Genomic DNA, 23169 nt, shown 5'->3' on the forward strand with positions numbered 1-23169 from the left:
TGCATTGCGGATATCCAGAAATCATAAACCGCCGACGAGGGCGAGCTTCTTGGCGCGGGATAATTGCTTAATCGCACATTCACGCCGGCCGGCCAAAGAACGGCTCGCAACATCTTCACACCACACCATACTAACCGGGCGTCGGGTTCGCGTGTATTTCGCACCTAGGGAAGGACTATTGTTATGCTCTTTCAAACGTCTTTCACAATCAGTCGTAATACCTGTATACAAGGTACCATCTGCACAAAGCAGGATATATATATGCCATAAAGGAGACTTTTTTAATACAGGCAAGAACTCTGAACTCCTCCAAAAATTTTCAATATGAGAAATATAAAAATTAGATTAGATTAAAAAAACAATGCACGCTCAATAATCACCCCTTAGAATACGGCTTTCTTATTCTTGTGGAGTCGTGCTGATGCACACTTTTCTGATCATTCTTACAATCATTGCTTTTTTAATGATTGTACTTGAAGACGTGATACATCTGAACAAAGCGAAAACTACTCTTTTTCTGGGTACGCTGTCATGGTTGGTTCTGTTCCTTTTCCCTGCAGATGATGTAACTCCTAAGCAAATCCAGGGTATGTTAAACGAGAATCTACTCGAAATTGCCAGTTTATGGTTATTTTTAATGGCTGCGATGACCTTTGTTGCGTTTCTTAACCATAAGGGCCTGATTGAAACCCTGATCTATCAGTTCCTGCCTTCAAGAGTTGGCGAAAAAACACTCCTGTTTATGGTCGCCATTTTTTCATTTTTATTTTCGTCACTATCAGACAATATTACAGCGACATTGGTATCTGTAGCCTTGGTACTTTCGCTACGATTACCCCCTAATAAAACCTTAAAATTCGCTGTAATGGTAGTATTCGCCGTCAACTCCGGTGGCGTCTCGCTGATCACGGGTGACGTAACAACGCTGATGATATTTCTTGCAGACAAAGTCGCTATACAAAACTTACTGTGGCTTGCTCTCCCCTCTTTTATCAGTGTTATGTTTCTTGCGGGCTTACTTTCTTTTGGGCTCAAAGGAGAGCTGATCATCGACGGCGGTGAGCGAAGATATGACCGCGTAGGAATGAGCATAGCGATACTTTTTCTGTGTACGATTTTAGGGACTATCGTCCTCAACATAGTAGCCGGCATTCCACCGGTACTCACCTTCCTATTTGGTTTGTCGATCATGTTTCTGATAGGACGTTTTTTCCATACCGATGATGATCGTGAAAATATGCTCGATTATATCCGTGTTATTGAGTTTGATACGCTCTTATTCTTCCTCGGTATTTTGCTACTCGTCGGCATGCTGAAAGAGATAGGGGTGCTTGATAATCTGGTAGAAATTTACGATATTCTCCCGCCATTACAGGCAAATTATGCGATGGGCTTACTCTCATCACTGGTGGATAACGTACCTCTTACTGCCGCATTATTAAAAGCTAATCTGGATATGCCTCCCGCCAGTTGGTTATCGCTGACCTACGGTGTGGGTGTAGGCGGATCATTACTGATTATAGGTTCGGCAGCCGGTATCGTCGCGATGAGCAAAATCAAAGAAGTTACTTTTTTGAGTTACATGAAATACTCGTTCTTTCTGTTACTCGCTTATACCATGGGTTTTGCTGGAAGCTATGGTATGGGGATGGTTCTGTTCAGCTAAGATACGTCAGCTAAAAAGCTCACCTCTGGAATATAAAGCCAGCGTCAGACTTACTATATGTGGCGATCCGCCACATATAGGTTTTATCCACTGATGAGCATGTTGAGCCCCCTCATAAGAATCGATAGTTATTTCCTCTCCTCCCACCAAAATATCATTACATACCCTATACTTTCTGTATTACTCTACATTTGATCTATAAAATTCAGACACATAGCCAACAGTCAGCCCCAAAATCGGATATACGTGTAAATGAGTTTATCGTCAAAGCAGCAGCATGATCAGCAAACCATAGCCGAACTACGCAGTGAGATAGAACGACTCCGTGACTTTGCCAAATTCTCGTCTGACTGGTGTTGGGAGCAGGATAGTGAGCTGAAATTTATCGCTTTTTCCGGCGCAGGGATCGGAAAATTACACATTGATCAAGCTCACATAGTGGGTGTATGTCGTTGGGATATGCCCATCGGGCCGGCGTCTCTCAGTGATATGAAAAGACATAAAACGTGCTGCGAGCAACATGAAAACTTCTACGATTTCGAATACGACATGTTCGATAACCAAGGAGTCCTTCATCGTATTGCGATATCTGGTTCACCTATTTTCGACAACAATAGAAATTTTTGCGGGTATCGGGGTGTTGGCTCCAACATTACTGAATTACATCTGGCACGAAAAGCATTTAAAGAAACCCAACAACAGCTTTCACAAATTGTGGTGGGTAGTCCCATCCCAAGCTTTGTTATTAACGCCAAACATGTGATCACTCACTGGAATAAAGCCTGCGAGGTTCTGACAGGCATTCCTGCCACCGAAATTATCGGAACAAAAAATACCTGGTCAGGTTTTTATGATACCCCCCGACCTGTGATGGCCAATCTGGTTATGCAGGGAGGCTTTGGCGATGACTTTGAAAAGCATTATGGGAAAAAATTCAAACCATCCACGTTGATCCCCGGAGCCTTTGAAGCCCAGGATTACTTCCCCCATATGCAGGGCGGAAAGTGGCTATTCTTTACGGCAGCCCCCCTGCTGGATGAGCAAGGGCGAACGATTGGAGCGATAGAAACACTGCAAGATATTACCAGCCAGAAGGTTCAGGAAGAAAAAATCCTGCATCAGGCACATTTTGATAGCTTAACCGGACTCCCTAATAGATTTCTGGCACTGGACCGACTTAAGCTGCTGATAAAAGAAGCCAAACGGGAACAACAAAAATTGGCGGTGCTGTTCATCGACCTGGATGATTTCAAAAAGATTAATGACACCTTAGGTCACGCATTTGGTGATGAATTACTGATTCAGGCTGCCAACCGACTTCAAAAAATGATTCGCAGCAGTGATACGATTGGCCGATTAGGGGGAGATGAATTTATTGTCCTCATTAAAAATCTGGATGATGCTTATGATGTACGACCTGTTGCTGAAAAATTACTGGAAAGCTTTCGCGATATTTTCAAGGTCAAAAAACGTGAGCTGCTTATTACGACCAGCATAGGTATTGCTATTTATCCTGAAGACGGACTAACACCCAACAAGCTTTTGCGTAACGCTGATTCTGCAATGTACCACTCAAAAAATCAGGGGCGTAATGCCTATCATTTTTTTACAGAAGGGATGAATGCAGGCGTAAAGCGACGCTTAATGCTTGAAGAAAAGATGCATGGGGCCATCAGTCGTGATGAGTTCTCCCTGCACTACCAACCCGTTATAGAAGTAAACACGGGGAACATCATTGGTGCGGAAGCCCTGCTGCGCTGGAAAAACCCTTCTTTAGGCCAAGTGTCTCCTGAGGAGTTTATTCCAATTGCCGAACAAACCGGTTTAATTGTACCCATCGGCTATTACGTGCTCAACGAGGCTTTAAAGGCAACATCAACGTGGATTGTTAAATATCGAGGTCCGTTCAATATTGCAGTCAACTTATCCCCACTACAATTTAAAGACCCTAAACTTATCAACACAGTGAAGCGATTACTGGATCAATACAATCTGTCTGGAAACAGCCTTAGTCTTGAAATCACTGAAGGGGTATTACTCGGCAGCAAGCACTATATCCGCCAGGCTTTTGCAGACATCCAGAGTATGGGTATCAAAATATCAATGGATGACTTCGGCAAAGGATATTCATCACTCAACTATCTGCGCCAGCATACATTCAATACACTCAAAATAGACCGCAGCTTTATGCAGGATTTTGAGCGTGATAAAACGGCGCCAGCCTTGATAAATGCCACCATTGCCATGGCGCATGCGCTGGATGTAGAGGTCATCGCCGAAGGGGTTGAGACGCAAGCCCAAATTGATTACCTGACAGAAAATTCCTGTGATTACGCACAAGGCTATCTGTTTAGCAAACCACTGCCCCATGCAGAATTTGAACAGTTACTTTGCTTAGATGAGTTCTCCGACGTCCTGACTTCCTGACTTCCTGACTTCCTGAATAGTTAAATCAGAGTGACTGCTTACATTGTCAATTTTAACGAGAGCTCTCATTACTTAATGCAGCACCTAAGCGATAAAAGTACTCCCGAAACGCCAGATTAATACGCTCACGCTGTTCTTCCATCGGGTATAACCCTTGCCTGGCTTCAGCTGTGGCTTTCGTGCCCGATACTAAAAAATTATTACTGATACCCGCATCCTGAATAAAAGCTTCAAATGCACGGGCACATAATTCTTCAGGTTGACTGTAGTAAACATGACCCATCGCTTTATCAACCTTAGCGGATACGCGAAACAATTGACTCGGCGAGTCCCCATCGTCATCCAACATAATATTTCTGAAACAGGCGAACAACGCATCATTTAACGGATGAACAACAGGCGTTGCGTCCGATAGCCAGGCTTTCGATGCAAACATCCCTGAAGGCGCATCACTAAAAGCGGTAGCGCCCAGGTAATGATCCAGCGCATGAAACCATTCATGCGCAATGCTTCCAGGACCCGCATTCTTCGCTAATGAAAAGCATCTCATAGAGGGCTGATAATGTGCGGCCACCCCAGGACGACCGCCAATTCCGTATTGCAACGAAAGGGTCCCACGCAGCGATATTAACGTTTCCGGACTCTGTAAAATGGCCATCAGATCAGCTAATGCATCATGAAATAACCCAGCCGCACGTGCTTGTTCTTGCGGTGTCACCCAGCGACCGATTCGGATAGACCTAAAATCAAACCGCTTTCTAACGTCAACGAAGCTGACGGGCAGCCCCTCACGGAGGTCTGGGCCACGGCGATAATACTCTTTTGATAATGTCATGATATTTTAAATGGTATCCACACTACTCTCATACATATCCCAATTCACTCAGTAACCATTCGTTGAAGACGGCTGCAGACTTAGACAGAGGCCTTCCTTTTGGATAGGCCAGATAATAGTTATCTTCCGTTTCAAGACATATATCAAAAGGAGACAGTAGTTTTCGACTGTTCAGTTGATCAGTAAAGAAGTCCGGATAGCCCAGAAACACACCCAGACCCGCTTCACCCATCGACATTCCTGCAGCCAGATTATCTGTCTTGTGATAGAGAATATCGGCATTAGCCGTTTCAACCGAGGCTTGTTGAAACCACTCCTGCCATCCTTGACGGTTACCTACAATTTCAAGGAGAGGTAATGACAACAGGTCACCAGGATCACTCAACTGACTAGCGAGCCTGGGAGCGCAATAGGGTTTTAGCTCAGGAGTAAATAACGGATGGAGCTGCATTCCAGACCATTCACCATTACCATGCATTATGCTGATATCAGCAGGACTGCGATTAAATTCATTATCCCAGTTGGCGTGCACAAGCTGTAATTTCAGCCCCGGATACTGTTCGCAAAAACGGCTTAATCTGGGTGATAGCCACATCATCGAAAAGGCGATATTTACCTCTATCACCAAACGACCTTTACCCAGTGGAGAAAAAATTTCCGAGGTATTACGCTGTAAATTGCTAATTGCACTCTGTACAACGGGTAAATATGCCAGACCACTGTTCGTTAAATATACGGTGCGATGTTCCCGGATAAACAACGCCTCACCCAGATGGTGCTCCAAAAGCCGTATCTGCTGGCTTACTGCAGACTGCGTCAGATACAACTCTCTCCCCGCCGCGCTAAAATTGAGCAATCTTGCTGCTGCTTCAAATGTTTTTAGCCAATTGAGTGGCGGAAGATCAGTACGCTTTTTCATTAGATATTCTTATCAAGTAGGCCATAATTCATTGTTTGAATAAGTAATCATGGCAACTTAACATGGAGCAGCTTTTTACTCCATGTATATGCAGGGCCCGCTTAAATGAAAACGCTTCAATCAGAACCAACCTCAGATTTTTCAGCAGTAACCGATTTTTACATAGCATCCGTTGCGCAAAGTGATCGTGCCATTCAAGTCCGCTGGAGTGACGGCAGCAATACTACCTATCACAACATCTGGTTGCGTGATAATTGCCCAACAGCATTTCACCCGCACACAGGTGAGCGTTGCTTTGATCTGTTGAGCGTCTCGCAAGATATCCATCCATTATCCGTCACTTTGGATACAGGAACTCTTATTATTGAGTGGTCTGAACAGGGGCATATCAGCTGCTTCGAGCAAAGCTGGCTACGCGAATTCTGTTATTCTGGTGAATTAGCCAAAGATCATAGCAGTAGTTATCAGAGCTGGAGCTGCGAATTTATTGACCATATTCCGGTGGATAATCAGCAAGACATTTTGACCAGCGACAGGGCATTATATGAGTGGATGAGCGCTCTGGATAAGTATGGGCTAGCCATTATTAACGGTATGCCGAATGAACCTGAAGCCGTTGTACAAACGGCAAACCGGATCGATTATCTTCGCCAGACTAATTTCGGGGTTACGTTTGATGTGGTATCAGAAAAAGTGCCTATTAACCTCGCTTACACGTCTCTCTCATTACCATTACATACAGATTTGGCCAATCAGGAAATACCTCCGGGATATCAATTCTTACACTGTCTGAGCAATGAAAGCATGGGTGGCGAATCGACTTTTGTGGATGGTTTAAAAGTACTGGAAGGGCTGCGTGAAGACCAGCCTGAGTATTTTCGTCTGCTTTGTGAGTACGCCATCCCCTTCCGTTTTCACGACCAGGCACACGATATTCGCGAGCACCATCCGGTCATCAACCTGGATAATTTTGGTAATATTGTTGAGATCAAATACAACGCTCATCTCGCGGATATCTTTGATCTGCCTGGCGAAGTTATGTACGACTACTACATCGCTTACCGTGAGCTAATGGGCCGGCTAAAAGATGCTCGCTATAAAATTGAGCTTAAATTGTCTGCTGGTGAAATGGTGGTATTTGATAACCGGCGAGTACTGCACGGCCGTAATGCATTTGATGACAGTGCGGGCAAACGTCATCTCAGAGGTTGCTATGTTGACCGTTCAGAATTTAAAAGCCGTTTAAGGGTACTGGGTAAGCAACTGGCTAAAGTGATTTAATTAATTCAGAAAATCACTTCAGCCAGCAACGGAGCATTTAAATCCCATGCTTTCCGCCATAGCTATTCGCTGCAGGGGATTGCCAACCCGTCAGCGCTCCGTCTGCTGGTTTATAAATCTCCACCAAGAGTGGATAGCAAGAGGTGCTGTCATCAGAGTGGCTACTGCCACAATCACCGCCCGGACAAGCCGACAACGCGCCAAGAAGATCAATCTCGGCAAAGAATTCAATAAAGTCTCCCGGACGAACTGGACTGGCTTTCATGAAATACTGATTTGTATTACGCGTGAAACCTGTACACATAAAGACATTTAGCACGTCGTGCACATGAGGCTCAGCTTCACTTACTGCCATTGCTTTTGACGCAGCTAACGCGCGGGTCAGATTTGAATGACAGCAGTTATTATAGTCCAGACCTTTTAACATGGCATTTGTGTAAGGATCACAACGGGTACCGATAACATCGTGTACACCCGCACCATCTTCATCAAAACCGTACCAGCCCAATGTATCGTGGGTGATGGTTGCCATGGGACGCAGACTGGGAAGAGTACTCCACAAACGATCACCTGTAGTCACATGGCTGGCATGCAACTGTCGAGTCTTGCCACTGAAGAAACGCTCTGATAGGTCTGCAGCATTCCACAGGTTAAGATCACCTACTTGCGGCCCCTCAACACTTACAATACGGAAGAAATGTCCGGCGGGTACTGTAAATGAAGCTGCATCGCGGGGCGGTACTATCACTTCAGCGACTTTTTCCATGTTTTGTCTGGCGTGTTGGTAAAGTGCCTCATCATACGCTGGCAGACAATCGACGTCGTAACAGATGACAGGCCGGGCAGAGCGTCTTTTTTTTGCATCTGCAGGAGACGCTATATTTGGTGTTATCACATCAGGTCTGTTCATAGTCGAATTCCGCGTTACTCATCAAATTAATCGTTACGCTTATTCAAACACATTAGTGTAAACGCCGCATACCCTCTGTACCTTAAAAGACCACCGTGCGTAGTCCATTCTGGAATACACGCTGACCAACGTGATGCTTTACTGCACGGGCCAACGTTTGTGCTTCAATATCACGACCGACCTGAGTCAAGTGCTGCGGGTCGTGACTGTGTGAGGCGCGTTCAACCATTTGATCGATAATGGGTCCTTCATCAAGGTTCGCAGTGACATAGTGCGCGGTAGCCCCGATAAGCTTAACGCCACGCTCGTAGGCCTGAAGGTATGGCTTAGCTCCTTTGAAACCAGGCAAGAAAGAGTGATGAATATTGATGCAGCGTCCCGCCAGTTGCTCACACAAAGTGTTGGAAAGCACTTGCATGTAACGCGCCAGCACGACCAGTTCAGTATTGGTTTCTTTGACAATTTCCAGAAGCCGAACTTCCTGTTCAGGTTTATTCTCTTTGGTCACGGGTAAGTGTATATAAGGAACACCCTCGCGCTCCGCCAGATTCCGTAAGTCTTCGTGGTTGGAGACGACTGCGGTGATTTCTATATTCAATTCGCCTGTGGAGCGACGGTACAACAGATCACGCAAGCAGTGATCATACTTAGACACCATGATCAACACCTTAGCCGGTTTGTCAGCATCGCGTATTTCCCATTCCATATCGAAGCGCAACGCGGTCACTTCGAAAGCAGCCCGAAACTGATCGACACTGGGGTTCTTGTTTCCTTCAAAGACGAACTCTATGCTCGAGAAGAAACGTCCCGAGTCCAGATCATCGAACTGATGAAATTCCTTTATGAAACAACCGCGATCGGCCAGAAAATTGCCTAGCGCGGCAACGATCCCACTACGCCCGGGGCAGGAAACTTTTAGGATAAAAGCCGGTTTGCTTTTCATATTGACACCCAATTCTGATAGAGATATTAATAATGGTTTTATACTTCGCTGAGCGATGTATCGAGTGCGGTTAAATCTTCATACGACTACCAGAAGGATCGTAGAGGGCTCGCAAAGATGCTTGAGCGCTAAATCGTTGTTTGGCAACTTCAATCTCAAAATTCGCCGCCGCTATTCGATCCTTGGTCAAACCAGAAACGTCAACATAGCCCATCCCTATCGCTGCACCCACACTGTGCCCGTACATACCTGAGGTCAGATAACCTACGATGCCGCCATCCATCACAATCGGTTCGTTGTGATAAAGCAGGGGCTCAGGGTCGTTCAATTGGAACTGCACCAAGCGTCGATCGACTATGCCTGGAGCTTTAGCCAGCAGAAATGCATCACGGCCCATGAAATCACTTGCATCAGGTTTTGCCGCAAAACTGAGTCCGGCCTGGAGTAGATTATCCTCGGAGCCGATATCATGACCCCAATGGCGGAATCCTTTCTCAAGACGCAAGCTATTGAGTGCATGCATACCCACGTTTCTAAGCTCAAAGGCGGCGCCTGCTTTTTGCAGTTCCCGATAGAACCCCGTTGCTTTTGCTGCAGGCACAAAAATTTCCCAGCCAAGCTCTCCAACATAGGAAAGCCGCTGCAACCAAACGTCAACACCTGCGACTTTGGCAAAACGCCCTGTACCGAAGACAAAACCCTCCGAACTAATATCAGTGTCGGCCAGCGTTTCCAGAACCGCACGAGCATTAGGGCCCTGAAGCGATAAGCAGGCATAGTCGGCGCTGATATCGCGAAGTTGCACATCCCCCTGCAAATTCTTTTTAAGGTGCCACCAGTCCCGGTTCAAGGAACTAATTCCCGTTGTCACCATATAACGATCTGTGTCGAGCTTGGAGAGCGTGACGTCGGCTTCGATTCCTCCGCGCGGATTCAACCATTGGGTGTAAACCAGCGAACCCTGTTCGACAACAACATCTCCCGCGCAGATCCACTGCAGGGCCTTCTCGGCATCCGGGCCTGAAACCTCAAACTTACCGAAAGATGAGATGTCATAGACGCCAACATTTTCACGTATCGAACGATGCTCTGTCGCGGAAAACTCAAACCAATTCTGGCGCTTGTAGCTGTATTGATACTTAGCTTCAGCGCCATCTTGAGCGAACCAGTTCGGACGTTCAAAACCACCCACTTCGCCAAAACACGCATTTTGCGCTTCTAACACCTCATGCAGGGGCGAGCGAACCCGATCCCGGGCAGTCTCATACTGATAGAACGGCCAGTGCATGGCGTAGGTGTGACCCAATGCTTCAGGTATACGCTCCTCAATATAAGATTGCGTTCTTTGTGCAGGGTTATGACGACGCACGTCGCACTCCCAAATATCACCCGAAGGGTGGCCGTCGATAATCCAGTCGGCCATCAGCATGCCTAAACCACCACCCGCGCCAATCCCTTTAGAATTAAGGCCACAAGCCACATAAAAATTATCGACTTCTGGCGTGGGGCCTAACAAATGGAGATTGTCAGGGGTAAAACTCTCAGGGCCATTGAAGAAGGTACGAATGCCGGTTTCTTCCAGCGCAGGGAATGCTTCCATGCTACGCATCAGGTACTCTTCGATGTGGTCTATATCGCAAGGGAATTCATCAAAACAGAAATCTTCCCGGATTCGATCCATAGAGCAACCACGCGCATTGTGCTCAAACCACCCCACTAGCATCTTGCCGGCGTCTTCTTTGAAATAGACACCTTTGTCAAAGTCCCGAAGGACCGGACGCTTCGTCAACCCATCCATCTCCTCGGTAACGACATAATAATGCTCACAGGCATAAAGCGGCAGATCAACGCCAATGTTGGCTGCAATGTCCCGAGACCAAAGCCCTCCGGCCAGCACAACCTTATCCGCAACAATAGAGCCTTGCGCTGTCTTCACCCCAACAGCTTGCCCCCCTTCCACCAGAATCTCTTCAACCTTGACGTTCTCAATAACTCTGGCACCCCGCATGCGCGCGCCCTTAGCGAGCGCCATGGTGGTATCGACAGGATTGGTCTGGCCATCTTTTTCAATATACAAGGCACCGGCGATACCATCGGTATTAATACCGGGGTAGAGTTCAGCCAAGCGCTCATTATCGATCATCTCGGATTCCACGCCGAAAACCGCAGCCATCGAAGATGTCCGGCGAAGTTCCTCCAAACGCTCAGCGGAACGAGCAACAGAGAGACTGCCGATCTGCCGGTAGCCCGTGGCCTGCCCGGTCTCCTCTTCCAATGAGGCATAAAGCTCATGGCTATATTTGGCCAGACTAGTCAGGTAAGGCGTAGGCCACAGCATGCTGACCAGCCCTGCAGCGTGCCACGTAGTACCGCACGTTAACTGCTTACGCTCCAACACCACCACATCTTTTATTCCACGTTTCGCCAGATGGTAAGCGATAGAACAACCTACAATTCCACCACCAATAATGACCACGCTCGCCTTAGCCGGCAGTTGGTTTTTATTCGTCATAACTTATAACCCTTTTATGGCTAATCCCCGACCATCCGTCGCGGTAAATGCAAAAGATAACAATCCGGCCTTTACGGCCCCTAATAACAGACACAAAAGGAGCCCGGCCATCCGTGCATCCACCCATGCAAAGCTTGTAATTATGCTTTTCACATAAAGGAAGAGATATCTGACGAACGCGCCATACAAGCCACTATTCAGCAAATATTCACATCTGGCAGCACAGAGCACAATTGACATTTTTTTTCTAACCGGTAAGTTTACTTACCAACCAGACAGGCTTTTGATACTAAATAGCAGGATTATGGATAGGCAGCAGTTAAGAGTCATTCTTTTGATTTTAGAAAGCTCCCCCCGCTGAAGGCATTGAAAGGGTTTGAGAGCACGGCGCGGCTGCTTAGTTTTCGCAAAGCAGCGGAAGAACTTAACCTGACCCACCCTGCCATCAGCCACCAGATACAGACACTTGAAGAAAGCCTGGGTTGTAAATTATTTGTACGGGAAGGTCGCTATAGCGTGCTCACCGATGAGGGCACACGATTCTACCCGGTAGTTCGGGAAGCATTGGAATTATTAACTAACGGCAGCGAATCGATTCGACGTAGCGCCAGCAAACCTATTTTACGAATACAAACCTACATATCCGTTTCTATCCGCTGGCTATCGCATCGATTGCCGCGCTTCCAGGCACAGCACCCGGATCTTGAATTGCACTTGATATCCAGTATTCAGGAACAACATTTTGATGAAATCAACGCCGACATCGGCCTAATATTTTGCCGAACACCACCCGAACACCACCTGCACTGGACACCTCTGATACCATCAAAACTGTTCCCTGTCTGCAGCCCGGGCTTGATTGATAACAACCGCAAACCTCTACAACCACAGGACATACTTGACTATCCACTTTTGACCGTCACCTCAGAGGCCTGGCAGTGGCAAGACTGGTTTGATTCTGCAGGGTTAAGTGAAATACATACTGCTCACTCAATCAGCGTCGACAGTACCGCCATTGCTCTGGAAATGGCGATGGATGGGGAAGGAATCACCTTGGTTAACGGCCCTTTTGCAGAAAAAGACATAAACGCTGGCCGACTGATCCAGCCGGTGCTTCATTGCGCGGAAGGCTTGGGAGAGTGGGGGCTCGTATGCCGTAAGGACAGGCTCGATCAACAGCATGTGCGAACCTTTATCGAATGGCTGCAAAACGATATGACCCTACACAGGTAGACGTTACCCATCAACGCGGGCACACCCAAAAGGCCGGGGGTACCAAGAGCTATGCAGATACCATACTAATGGAGTCGTTCAGGTTTAAATTGGCAATCCTGACCATAATTTCGTCAAAGTCATCACGATAAAAGCTGACATGATGCTCAATATTTAGCTCGAACAGACCACTCGACGACCTGTTTAGTAGACAACGTTTAGTACAAGAAACTTAGTACAAGACGCCGAGTGAAGGAGAGATAATCTACGCTCAACGCATCTGAAAAATTTCCTGATGGTAATGCTTCGCAGACAAACCGTTGGCGATAAAGCCTTTACGTAATGAGAACCCAAACCCTTGTGGACCACAAAACCAAATGCTGGCTGACGACCATTCCGGAACGCTAGCTCGAATTGCTCTGTGATCCAGACGAGCGCCTTTGCCACTGACCATAACATGTAATTTGACCCCTGCCGCCTTAGCGTCGGCGGTCAGCTTATCGATGGCGGCCTGATTGTAATCCGCTGTGGGATGAAACAGGTCAATTGGTTTTTCTCCCGGCGTCTTCGCTAACTCTTTAAGACGGGCCACAAAAGGAGTTATACCGATACCTGCCCCTACCCAGATCTGACGTGGCTGATCATCGTTAAAATCAAAACAGCCATAAGGCCCTTCTACTGTGACAGGCATCCCTGTTTTCAGCTGTTCACGTAAGCGACCGGTATGGTCACCCAGCGCCTTAGCTATAAAGACGGTGCGTAGATCTTTCGGATCCCAGGCAGAAGCAATGGTGTAAGGATGCGCCCCTTCCTTCTTATTCGATGTCACAAAAGCAAATTGGCCGGCACGGTGACCACGCCAGCCGTCCTGTAGCACTACGCTGACCTCAAGCACGCTCAGAGAATCATAGTAAGTCAGGCTATCAATACTTCCTTTAACTTTTCGGCCTTTACCTATGCGCCCCGTCAGCGCCAGCACCGCGGCTATCGTGCCACCTAATAACAATCCCGCCATCAACCAGCCGACTGGCTGCATCCAGTATTCGAACTTAATTAACACAACGCTATGATAAGCCAGTGCCAGATAAGCAAGGGATATCAGTTGATGAATTTTAACGAACAGGTGATAGGGGAAGCGTTTAATTAAAGCGAGGACCATCAGAGCGGCGGCCGCATAAAATGCCCATTCGCCAACAGATTCCGCAAAGCCGCGCTGACTATGCAACAAATCTTCTATAAATCCGAGCGTTTCAGTGCCACGGGGGCCACGAGCAGGCTTGTCCAGCCATCCCCAGCCGACCATCCATTTAGTACCCTGTGCCATCCACCAGTGAAGCACTGTAATAATTAATGCAGTAACACCTAACCACTTATGCAGCCGGTACATCTTGTCCAAACCATCCAGATGAGGCTCCAGCCATTTAGGACGAAGCGCTAGAAACATGGCGATACTCATCACGCCGATGGCAATAACACCACTATATTGAATAAATACAGTACGAAAACTGAAGTAAGTAAACGGCTCCGGCATCAAGGTATCCGCGAATAGCCATAGCGCAGTAAAAAGTAGTAGCAAGGCGACAAAGGAAATTTTAATCTGTTTCATATTCAATATTCTTTAGCAGTTTGAGATAAGAATTCCATTCCCTATAACTCCGATATACACATCTTTATATTATCCGAAATCATTAAGCAAACAGTCCAATGGGAATACCATTAAGCAAATAACTATTCAAAATAGTGGGTATAGAGGAACCACTAATTTTCATAGTTATCAATACTATATTGTATACAGCCAGGCCAAACTGAAGAAGGTCAATTGATGTAATCTTGTGTAAAGTTTTGCAAAGAACACAATCATTGATATGAAAAACATTGCGTTGTAGCAGAGATTTTAATTTGCTCAGGCATGAGCCTTTGCCAGAACAGTTTATACTCTTTCAGACAAATAAAAATGCCGACCTTAGAAAGCGAAAGCAAAAATAATGCCGGCATAGGTCAAGAAAACCGATAACCTCTTTCATACTATTTAATCGAAAGAGGTTATCAGATCAATAATGCAGCAGCGCGTGCCCGCCCTAAATCATAGGCCGGACAGGCGTTTCATCTTTACTTAACGGCGGCATCTTTCCAGCTTTTCAGCAGGTCTTTATAAGCCACGGTTTCACCCTGCGGTTTCTCGTTAGCCAATTTTGCTTTCGGTGCACCTGGCTGACTCAGCCACTCCTGAGGATCAATTTCAGGATTCAGCTTAGGACCACACTCACCCTGTACATCGGCACGTTCCAGACGATGCATCACCTTATCCTGAGCCGCTGCCAAACCATCCAGTGCTTGCTGTGGTGTTTTCTCGCCACTCGCAGCTTCAGCAATATGCTGCCACCATAGTTGAGCCAGCTTTGGATAATCGGGTACGTTAGTACCCGTAGGCGTCCACTGTGTACGCGCCGGGCTGCGATAAAACTCAACCAGACCACCCAGTTTTGGCGCTGCTTCAGTCATGGCATCGGAGAAGATATCAGACTCACGAATAGGCGTCAGACCTACCAGAGTTTTCTTCAGAGAAACCGTTTTCGATACGGTAAACTGTGCATACAACCAGGCCGCCAGGCGACGCTCTTTCGGCGTGGACTTCATGAATGTCCATGAACCGGTATCCTGATAACCCAGCTTCATCCCCTCTTCCCAGTAAGGGCCTTTAGGAGAAGGAGCCATACGCCACTTTGGCGTTCCATCTTCGTTTACCACCGGCAAACCTTCTGATGTCATACTCGCCGTAAAGGCCGTATACCAGAAAATCTGCTGCGCAATGGCTCCCTGAGCAGGCACCGGACCCGCCTCAGAGAATGTCATACCCTGAGCTTCTGGTGGCGCATATTCACGCAGCCAGTCAACGTATTTAGTCGTTGCATATACAGCAGCAGGCCCGTTCGTTGCTCCACCACGTGAAACACTTGAACCGACAGGCTTACAACCATCGACCCGGATACCCCACTCATCAACCGGCAAGCCGTTTGGCAGACCCTTATCACCGGCCCCCGCCATTGAGAACCAGGCATCCGTGAAACGCCAGCCAAGGGAAGGGTCTTTCTTACCGTAATCCATATGACCGTAGACACGTTCGCCATCAATCTCTTTTACATGTACAGAGAAAAATTCGGCAATATCTTCATAGGCAGACCAGTTCACTGGCACACCTAATTCATAACCGTAGATATCCTTAAACTGTTTTTTCAAGTCCGCACGCTCAAACCAGTCGGCACGAAACCAGTACAGGTTGGCAAACTGCTGATCTGGCAGCTGATACAGTTTTCCATCAGGGCCCGTTGTGAAATCAAGACCAATGAAGTCCTTAAGATCAAGCGTCGGCAAAGTAACATCTTTACCATCACCCTCCATCATATCGGAGATAGGGACGACTTTACCGTAGCGAAAATGCGTACCGATCAGATCAGAATCATTAATATAGGCATCGTAGATATTTCTATCAGACTGCATCTGAGTCTGAAGTTTTTCAACAACATCACCTTCCTGCATAAGATCATGTACGATCGTAATTCCGGTTAACTCCGTGAATGCCTTAGCCAACACCTGCGACTCATACTCATGCGTCGCAATAGTTTCAGAGGCAACATTGATAGTCATACCACGGTAAGGTTTAGCAGCCTCTGCAAACCATTTCAGTTCTTCCAGCTGCTGAGCTTCAGTTAAAGTAGATGTCTGGAATTCATTACTTACCCATTTTTTTGCCGCATCACTATACTGGTCAGCCTGTACATAGGCACTCATCGTCACGGCTGAAACCGCCGCACTGAGAATCAACAGTTTTGGCCATTTATTATTTTTTTTCATATGAACCTCATATTCAAGATTGCTATTTATTGTTGCGATAACCGATCCGTCAGACCTGTCATTGCAGTCTCTACCCCCACCGTAAGACTATCGCCAGCCATACAAAGGAAATTCCTAATGCTATAAAAAGACTCATTTCTGATAAACCGACAAACACCAGGTGAATATAACCACTGGCCAGTAGACCTATAAATAAGCGGTCCCCGCGGGTTGTTTCGATGGGTAAGAAACCCTTCCTTTCAACGCAGGGCGATTTAATTTCATACACAGTCATACAGATCAAAATTACGGCAATAAAGGAGAAAAAAAGTGCCGTAGGTAGTGTCCAAGCCATCCAGTTCATAACTAATACCTCTATTACACACGTCCGAGAGCAAAACCTTTTGCTACATGATTTCGTACAAACCAGACAACCAGCAACCCTGGAATAATGGTCAGCACACCCGCCGCCGCCAACACACCCCAATCGATACCGGTTGCACCGGAGGTACGGGTCATAATGGCGGCAATAGGCTTAGCTTCTACCGATGTCAGAGTTCTGGCTAATAGCAGCTCAACCCAGGAGAACATGAAGGTAAAGAAGGCAGTAACACCGATACCTGAACCGATCATCGGTATAAAAATCTTGATAAAGAACTTGTGAAAGCTATAGCCATCAATGTAAGCCGTTTCATCAATCTCACGGGGTACTCCGGACATAAAGCCTTCCAGAATCCAGACCGCCAGCGGTACGCTGAACAGACAGTGAGCCAGCGCGACGGCAAGATGGGTGTCAAACAAACCTACTGATGAGTAAAGTTGGAAGAAAGGCAACAGAAATACGGCGGGCGGAGCCATACGGTTAGTCAAAAGCCAGAAAAACAGATGCTTATCGCCAATAAATCGATAACGGCTGAATGCATAAGCAGCAGGCAGTGCAACAACGAGTGTAATCGCCATGTTCATCATGACGTACGTCATTGAGTTCACATAGCCCATGTACCAGGTCGGGTCAGTAAAAATGACCGCATAGTTATCAAACGTGAAGCTTTCAGGCCAGAGCGTCAGCGCCCCCAGAATCTCTTCATTACTTTTGAATGACATATTCAGAAGCCAGTAAATAGGCAGCAGTACGAAGAAGAGATAAACACTGATACCCACGTTTTTCTTTGTTTGCTTATTCATACATTTCTCCTACTGGTCGTCACAGAGCCAAGTACGGATGGTCCTATTATTGAAGTCATATCCACCCCTACTTAGCTTTATCCATATGAGAAATAGTTGTAAAGAACAACCAACTAACCAGCAGCACTATCAGAAAATAGATAAGCGAGAAGGCAGCAGCAGGCCCCACATCAAACTGACCAATAGCCATCTGTGTCAGGGTCTGACTAAGGAAGGTAGTGGAGTTACCCGGACCGCCGCCGGTCAGTACGAAAGGTTCGGTATAGATCATGAAGCTATCCATAAAGCGCAGTAGCACGCCGATCACCAGCACACTTTGCAACTTAGGTAACTGGATATACCTGAAGATGGCCCAGCCAGACGCCCTGTCAATGCTAGCGGCCTGATAGTAAACATCAGGAATCGCACGCAGCCCGGAATAACACAGCAGCGCCACGAGAGATGTCCAGTGCCATACATCCATCAGCAATACAGTAAACCAGGCATCAATCGGATTTGAGGCATAGTTGTAGTCCATACCGAGATGGGTCAACGTCCAGCCAAACAGACCAATATCAGTACGTCCGAATACTTGCCAGATAGTCCCTACGACATTCAGCGGAATCAACAGAGGAATCGCCAGCAGGATCAGACATAACGATGCGCGTGCACCTTTTGTTGGCATCATCAGTGCCACGGCAATACCCAGAGGTATCTCGATCAGCAGGACAAAAAAAGAGAAGATAAACTGGCGAACCAGCGAATCCTGTAAACGCGGATTCTGTAAAATGTCACGGTACCATTCGGCACCCACAAAATACGCGTTATTTACATCGAAAATATCCTGAACGGAGTAGTTAACTACGGTCATCAATGGAATTATTGCCGAAAAGGCAACTAACACAACAACCGGCAGAACTAAAAACCAGGCCTTATTATTCACCACTTTCTTCATTCTGAATCCCCCTCTATCAGGTATTCATCGACATAAAGCTTTAGCCACTGTTTAGGAAAGCTGACGTATACTTTATGTTCAGGTATCTGTTGATCTTCATCTATACGGGCTTTTAAGGTGCGACCCTTTAAGTCCAGGGTAATTATTTTATAGGTACCTAAATCTTCAATATGCTTGATATCGCACTCAAACGAACCTTCGATTGATTCAGCACAGACATGCACAAATTCAGGACGGATACCAAGTTTCAGATTATCAGTGGGCACCTGATCAAGAATATCCTGGATGCCGGCATCCACCGGGAAGGTAATTCCAGCAAACTCAACCCCACCAGCACAGCGAGCCACTTCAATAAAGTTCATACCCGGGCTACCTATAAAATAACCAACAAACGTATGATTGGGTTTCTCAAAAAGCTCACGAGGGGTACCAAACTGGACAATATTTCCGTCATACATCAGTGCAATTTTGTCGGCAAAAGTCGCCGCTTCTAACTGATCGTGGGTCACATAAACCATGGTGATATTAAACTGCTCATGAATCTGCTTGAGCTTACGACGGAGCTTCCACTTCAGATGCGGATCAATGACTGTTAGCGGCTCATCAAAAAGAATCGCGGAAACATCATCCCGAACCAATCCCCGGCCCATGGATACTTTTTGCTTCTCGTCAGCGCTTAAGTTTTTAGCTTTATTATGTAATACGTCCTGCAACTCAAGAATTTCGGCAATTTCAAAAACCTTCTTCTTCACTTTTGATTCAGGAACTTTCATATTGCGTAGCGGAAAGGCCAGGTTATCGAACACCGTCATTGAATCGTAGATAACAGGAAACTGAAAAACCTGTGCAATATTTCGCTGTGAAGGGGTCAAATCGTTGACTCGTTCACCATCAAACAGAACTTCTCCCTCGGAAGGAGATAGCAACCCTGATATGATATTTAGCAGCGTACTCTTACCACAACCGGAAGGCCCCAACAGAGCATAAGCCCCCCCCTGTTCCCACACATGATCCATTTCCCGAATAGCGTACTCAGATGTAAACTTCGGATTAGCACTGTAACTGTGCGCCAGTTTTTTAAGATGAATTTCAGCCATATCATGCCCCCTTATGCAGGCGGCCAGGCGCCTGAAGCGTCGTGCCATTGAGACCAAACATAAACAGCTTATGGGTCGGAAGATAAACTTTAATCGGCGTATCTATGCGATATTCATGCACCCCAGACAACTGTAGAACCAGACTGCAATGGTCATTCTTCACATGCAAAAATGTTTCAGAGCCACTGATTTCAGCAACTTCCACCCGCACAGAAATTTCCAGATCATCATCAGCATGTGGTACCAGACCAATATGACTTGGACGCACACCACAAACATAAGCGCCTGGTTTGAAACCACGCAGATCCTGATTGAGGGGGAAATGTACGAATTCATCGAAAGTCATTTCAGATTCAGAGACAAAGCCAGGAATCAGGTTGATCGGAGGCTCACTAAACAGTCCGGCGGCATCAATATTGACCGGAAAGCGGAATACCTCTGATGACACACCACTTTGAATGATTCTACCTTCGTGCAAAAGTGTCGTCGTGCCACCTAGTGCCAGTGCTTCGCTGGGCTCTGTGGTGGCATATACCGCAAGAGAGTTTCGTGCTTTAAGCAGCTCACGAATCTCCTGACGCAGTTCTTCACGCAGCTTATAGTCAAGATTAACCAAAGGCTCATCGAACAGAATCAGACTCGCGTCTTTCACCAGCGCTCTGGCCATTGCCGTCCGCTGCTGCTGACCACCCGATAATTCAAGAGGGCGACGTTGCAAAAAGTCCTCTATATGCAGCATTTCAGCTGTTTCATGGACGCGTCTTATAATTTCAGATTCAGCAAGCTTTTCCAATCGTAACGGAGAGGCGATATTTTCGAAAACAGTCCAACTTGGATAATTAATGAACTGCTGATAAACCATAGAAATATTTCGTTTCTGTACGGACACTCCTGTTACATCAACGCCATTCATCATAACGCGGCCTTCGGTGGGCTTATCAAGGCCCGCCATCAGACGCATTAGCGAAGTTTTACCGGCAAGGGTACGACCCAATAGAACGTTAAAAGAACCTGACTCAAGCGTCAGATTCGCATTATCAATGTAGTATTCGCTATCGGCAATCAGCGATACATTTTGAAGAGAAAGAGACATTATGTTGTCCTTTATTATTTTTATTCTTATTCAGTTTTCTCACCGGCAATAACACTTACTCAATACCGGATGCAAATTCGAAACGTGGAACCTAGAAGCTAGGACATGGAACCCGAAAACTAGATATTCGATAACGAACTTACATAATGACAGAACACTGATGGAAATAAAGAAAAAAACAATAAAATTATCAAGCTATTGTTATATAAGAACTTATACAGATACCAAAGATTCTTTTCCGCACAAGGAAGTTTCTTTTTCGAACATACATGTTCATAATATTTAAAAGACTGAACAGTTTTGAACACTTTACATGAACAACAATCACTATAAAGTGAGTCATTAATCCACTAGACTCTGCATAAAAGAAAATAAAGAACCCGCATGAATAATAATAAGAATACGTCCACAGAGCATATTCAGGTTGTCAACTCATCATGGCAACGCTGCGACCTCTATGGCCTTAATCACACGTCAGAAGCAGACTATTCAACGATGCCAACAGGTGAAATTAAAGACCTGCAGGCAGAGCACCGGTACCTGCTCGGCACTACTGACCGGGAAGTACTTCCGTATTATGAAAACATTCTTGCCAACTCAAGCTGCCTGATAATGCTTACCGATCAACGCGGGCAGGTATTGAATTGTTGGGGTGATAAGCGGTTTATAAATAAGGAACAACAGCACGCCCTCGCTGAAGGCACCCACTGGTCCGAACGAATAAACGGCACTAATGCTATCGGCACCGCTATTGCTACGGGGCAAGCTGTGCAAATCCAGCGGGATGAGCATTACTTAAAACACAACCGATTCATGATCGGGTCAGCCGCTCCTATCTATGACACAAATAACCAGCTATTAGCTGTTCTGGACGTATCCAGTGATGCATATCTGCCTCAGGCTCATACCTTTGGCATGGTTAAAATGATGTCACAATCTGTTGAAAATCGCCTTATCCACAGTAAGTTTAGTGATGATCATTTTCTGATGAGCTTTAACACCAGTAATAATAATCTGGACAGTCAATGGATCGGTCTGATCGCGTTCAATGAAAATGGCAGCATCATTTCAGCTAATAAACGGGCAGAGATGCTCCTTAGATTCGAACTTGCACTGAAAAACGTCGAAGATATTTTTGGTTGTCCTTTGTTTGAACTCAAAAACCAACCAAAAGGACAACCCATTGCCGTCGTCGCTCTTAATAAATACACTATGTATGCCACCATTCAGCGACCACTTAAAGGCTACATGGCTGCGCCAGACTATCGCGAACGGCAGCCAGTACGCCAAGAATCCCGACCTCAACCCGGACAGGAATCTGACGCGAAGATATCGAAAATAAAAATCAGCTATGGCGATCCGCAAGTAGATCGCAGTCTGAAAATGGCAACCGCCATATTTGAAAAAGATATTCCGATCTTATTACAGGGAGAGACCGGTGCAGGTAAAGAAGAGTTTTGCAAAGCACTTCACGACAGCAGTAACCGGCATCAACATCCATTTATCACCATAAACTGCGCGGCAATATCTGAGCAAACCATTGAAGCAGAACTGTTTGGCTATGACTCAGACGACCCGGATAGCATAGGTTTAATTCGTAAAGCAGATAAAGGCATATTATTTCTGGATGAAATCAGCGAAATCCCTCTATCAGTGCAAAGTAAATTCCTACGTGTTTTCGAAGAGAAAAAAATATCCCCTCTGGGCTCAAACAGAGCGGTTCCGGTGGATATCAAAATAATGTCATCATCCAAACGGGATCTCAAGAAGCTAACTGAAAACGGACTGTTCAGGGATGATCTTTATTTCAGAATCAGTGGCCTGAATATACAACTCCCTGCACTCAAGGACCGCACCGACAAACATGAACTGATACAAAATATACACAGCCATCTCTGTGAGGGCCAGCAACCAGAAGGGCTCTCTGAAGAAGTGGTAATCCTGCTGGCTAACCATCCGTGGCCTGGTAATTTCAGACAACTGAAGAATGTCATATTGATCGCGCTGTCAATGGCCGGCGACGATAGCGTTCAACCATGGCACCTGCCGGATGATTTTTTTAATGATAGCGACGAGCACAAAAATTCAGAGAAGACAAAACGCTCAACACCTGTTGCAGGTTACTCTCAGTCTATTATCAACGCATCATCAGTCCGCATTCTCGCTGAAAACAACGTTAATCAAGATACATTAAGGGAATACAATCTGAATAAGGGCAACATTTCACGCACCGCAAGAGCTCTGAGCATCAGCCGAAACACTCTGTATAAACGTCTGAAAAGTATTGGTATACGACTCTAAGCACCAGGATCAGACTCCCGGTG

Annotated in this window: 18 protein-coding genes; 5 read left to right on the forward strand and 13 right to left on the reverse strand. The window is 46.2% G+C overall.

The features are described from left to right. Positions 1-21 precede the first annotated feature (21 nt). Positions 22-294 (reverse strand): GIY-YIG nuclease family protein, encoded by a 273-nt coding sequence (locus Nant_RS21060; protein ID WP_076495979.1) that lies wholly within the window; start codon positions 292-294, stop codon positions 22-24. Between the two features lie 127 nt (positions 295-421). Here Nant_RS21060 and nhaD point away from each other — a divergent pair, with 127 nt between their 5' ends. Then, positions 422-1666 (forward strand): sodium:proton antiporter NhaD, encoded by a 1245-nt coding sequence (gene nhaD, locus Nant_RS11240; protein WP_054341744.1) that lies wholly within the window; start codon positions 422-424, stop codon positions 1664-1666. 252 nt (positions 1667-1918) lie between these two features. After that, positions 1919-4093 (forward strand): sensor domain-containing protein, encoded by a 2175-nt coding sequence (locus tag Nant_RS11245; RefSeq protein WP_054341745.1) that lies wholly within the window; start codon positions 1919-1921, stop codon positions 4091-4093. 52 nt (positions 4094-4145) lie between these two features. Here the strand turns inward: Nant_RS11245 and Nant_RS11250 are convergent, their stop codons facing one another. Continuing rightward, positions 4146-4928 (reverse strand): CLCA_X family protein, encoded by a 783-nt coding sequence (locus Nant_RS11250; RefSeq protein ID WP_054341746.1) that lies wholly within the window; start codon positions 4926-4928, stop codon positions 4146-4148. 28 nt (positions 4929-4956) lie between these two features. Further along, positions 4957-5847, reverse strand: a complete 891-nt coding sequence (locus tag Nant_RS11255; RefSeq protein ID WP_054341747.1) for a LysR substrate-binding domain-containing protein — start codon at positions 5845-5847, stop codon at positions 4957-4959. A gap of 105 nt (positions 5848-5952) precedes the next feature. Here Nant_RS11255 and Nant_RS11260 point away from each other — a divergent pair, with 105 nt between their 5' ends. Beyond that, entirely contained in the window at positions 5953-7128 is a 1176-nt protein-coding gene (locus tag Nant_RS11260; RefSeq protein ID WP_082400216.1) for a TauD/TfdA family dioxygenase, read from the forward strand. A 37-nt stretch (positions 7129-7165) separates the two neighbouring features. Here the strand turns inward: Nant_RS11260 and Nant_RS11265 are convergent, their stop codons facing one another. The 3 genes from Nant_RS11265 to Nant_RS11275 form a co-directional block, all read right to left on the reverse strand. Further along, complete coding sequence (locus tag Nant_RS11265; protein ID WP_054341748.1) at positions 7166-8038, reverse strand: urea carboxylase-associated family protein; 873 nt, start codon at positions 8036-8038, stop codon at positions 7166-7168. An 82-nt stretch (positions 8039-8120) separates the two neighbouring features. After that, positions 8121-8981, reverse strand: a complete 861-nt coding sequence (gene purU / locus Nant_RS11270) for a formyltetrahydrofolate deformylase (RefSeq protein WP_054341749.1) — start codon at positions 8979-8981, stop codon at positions 8121-8123. Between the two features lie 70 nt (positions 8982-9051). Then, positions 9052-11493 carry a GcvT family protein gene (locus tag Nant_RS11275; protein ID WP_054341750.1) on the reverse strand — a complete coding sequence of 814 codons (2442 nt, stop codon included), beginning with the start codon at positions 11491-11493 and terminating at the stop codon, positions 9052-9054. A 366-nt stretch (positions 11494-11859) separates the two neighbouring features. On the opposite strand from Nant_RS11275, the gene Nant_RS11280 reads away from it, so the two are divergent. Continuing rightward, on the forward strand, positions 11860-12726 hold the full coding sequence (locus tag Nant_RS11280; RefSeq protein WP_238377128.1) for a LysR substrate-binding domain-containing protein: 867 nt from the start codon (positions 11860-11862) through the stop codon (positions 12724-12726). Positions 12727-12976: 250 nt separating this feature from the next. Here the strand turns inward: Nant_RS11280 and Nant_RS11285 are convergent, their stop codons facing one another. The 7 genes from Nant_RS11285 to Nant_RS11315 form a co-directional block, all read right to left on the reverse strand. Continuing rightward, positions 12977-14311 carry a ferredoxin reductase family protein gene (locus Nant_RS11285; RefSeq protein WP_054341752.1) on the reverse strand — a complete coding sequence of 445 codons (1335 nt, stop codon included), beginning with the start codon at positions 14309-14311 and terminating at the stop codon, positions 12977-12979. Positions 14312-14814: 503 nt separating this feature from the next. After that, entirely contained in the window at positions 14815-16557 is a 1743-nt protein-coding gene (locus tag Nant_RS11290) for an ABC transporter substrate-binding protein (RefSeq protein ID WP_054341753.1), read from the reverse strand. Between the two features lie 70 nt (positions 16558-16627). Beyond that, a complete protein-coding gene (locus tag Nant_RS11295; RefSeq protein WP_054341754.1) occupies positions 16628-16900 on the reverse strand; it encodes a DUF2160 domain-containing protein in 273 nt (90 codons plus the stop codon). Positions 16901-16914: 14 nt separating this feature from the next. After that, a complete protein-coding gene (locus tag Nant_RS11300) occupies positions 16915-17721 on the reverse strand; it encodes a carbohydrate ABC transporter permease (RefSeq protein WP_054341755.1) in 807 nt (268 codons plus the stop codon). Between the two features lie 67 nt (positions 17722-17788). Next, positions 17789-18655, reverse strand: coding sequence for a carbohydrate ABC transporter permease (locus Nant_RS11305; protein WP_054341756.1), 867 nt, complete (start codon positions 18653-18655; stop codon positions 17789-17791). Beyond that, a complete protein-coding gene (locus Nant_RS11310; RefSeq protein WP_054341757.1) occupies positions 18652-19752 on the reverse strand; it encodes an ABC transporter ATP-binding protein in 1101 nt (366 codons plus the stop codon). The genes Nant_RS11305 and Nant_RS11310 overlap by 4 nt, the downstream gene beginning before the upstream one ends. Position 19753: 1 nt before the next feature. Continuing rightward, positions 19754-20845 (reverse strand): ABC transporter ATP-binding protein, encoded by a 1092-nt coding sequence (locus Nant_RS11315; RefSeq protein WP_054341758.1) that lies wholly within the window; start codon positions 20843-20845, stop codon positions 19754-19756. 384 nt (positions 20846-21229) lie between these two features. Here Nant_RS11315 and Nant_RS11320 point away from each other — a divergent pair, with 384 nt between their 5' ends. Further along, on the forward strand, positions 21230-23146 hold the full coding sequence (locus Nant_RS11320; protein WP_054341759.1) for a sigma-54-dependent Fis family transcriptional regulator: 1917 nt from the start codon (positions 21230-21232) through the stop codon (positions 23144-23146). The last annotated feature ends 23 nt before the right edge of the window (positions 23147-23169 follow it).

The organism is Neptunomonas antarctica (assembly GCF_001305295.1).
Taxonomy (GTDB): Bacteria; Pseudomonadota; Gammaproteobacteria; order Pseudomonadales; family Balneatricaceae; genus Neptunomonas; species Neptunomonas antarctica.